The 869-nt window shown below is 34.5% G+C and carries 1 protein-coding gene; it reads left to right on the top strand.

Annotation, left to right across the window (positions count from 1 at the left end; all coding sequences use genetic code 11):
- Nucleotides 1–869: FIDD domain-containing protein (locus tag AAON49_RS00085; RefSeq protein WP_502942866.1), on the top strand; the 869-nt coding region annotated here is incomplete at both ends.

Genomic DNA, 869 nt, shown 5'->3' on the forward strand with positions numbered 1-869 from the left:
TTGTACAAACTTTTAATCTAGATGCACAGACTCCTATTATTCTTGGAACTCAGAATCCAGCTGATTATACAGTAACTTATCACACATCAGCAGCAGATGCTAATAGTGGAGCAAATCCTATCGCAGGAACTAACATGTATGAGAACATTGTTGTAAATCAGCAAACTATTTTTGTTCGAGTAACAAACAATACAACTGGATGTTTTACTGATCATACTACTTTTGATTTAATTGTTAATCCTTTACCGGTAGCAAATTTTGTAGAAAACCTTCAAATCTGTGATGATGATTCTGACGGATCAGCTCAAAATGGATTTTCCCAAAATATCGATTTAGAATTACAAACTCCTGGTATTTTAGGGACTCAAGACCCAGCTAACTTTACGATTACATATCACCTTTCATTTGCTGATGCACAAGCGGGAGTTAACAATTTAAGTAGTCCATTCACCAATACACAAGCATTTACACAAACTATATACGTAAGAATACAAAACAATACTACAAATTGTGTAAATAGTATATCAAATTTTAATGTCATTGTGAACCCTGAACCTACAACAGAAAATATAGGAGATCTACTAACTTGTGATGATAACGCTGATGGAGATGATACTAATGGGTTTGTGCAAAACATTGATCTAGATAGTCAGATTCCTGGTATTCTAGGTGCTTCTCAAGATCAGGATGATTTTACAGTAACATTCCATGAATCACAAGCAGATGCCACCTCGGGTGCTAATCCTCTAACTAGTCCGTATGCAAATACTATTGCTAATCAACAAACAATATATGTACGTGTGACAAATGATGATACTGGATGTGTTAATGATGACTTTACTTTTGAGGTAATTATAAACTCTCTACCA

Origin of the sequence: Pseudotenacibaculum sp. MALMAid0570 (genome assembly GCF_040151415.1) — a bacterium.
GTDB lineage: Bacteria > Bacteroidota > Bacteroidia > Flavobacteriales > Flavobacteriaceae > Polaribacter.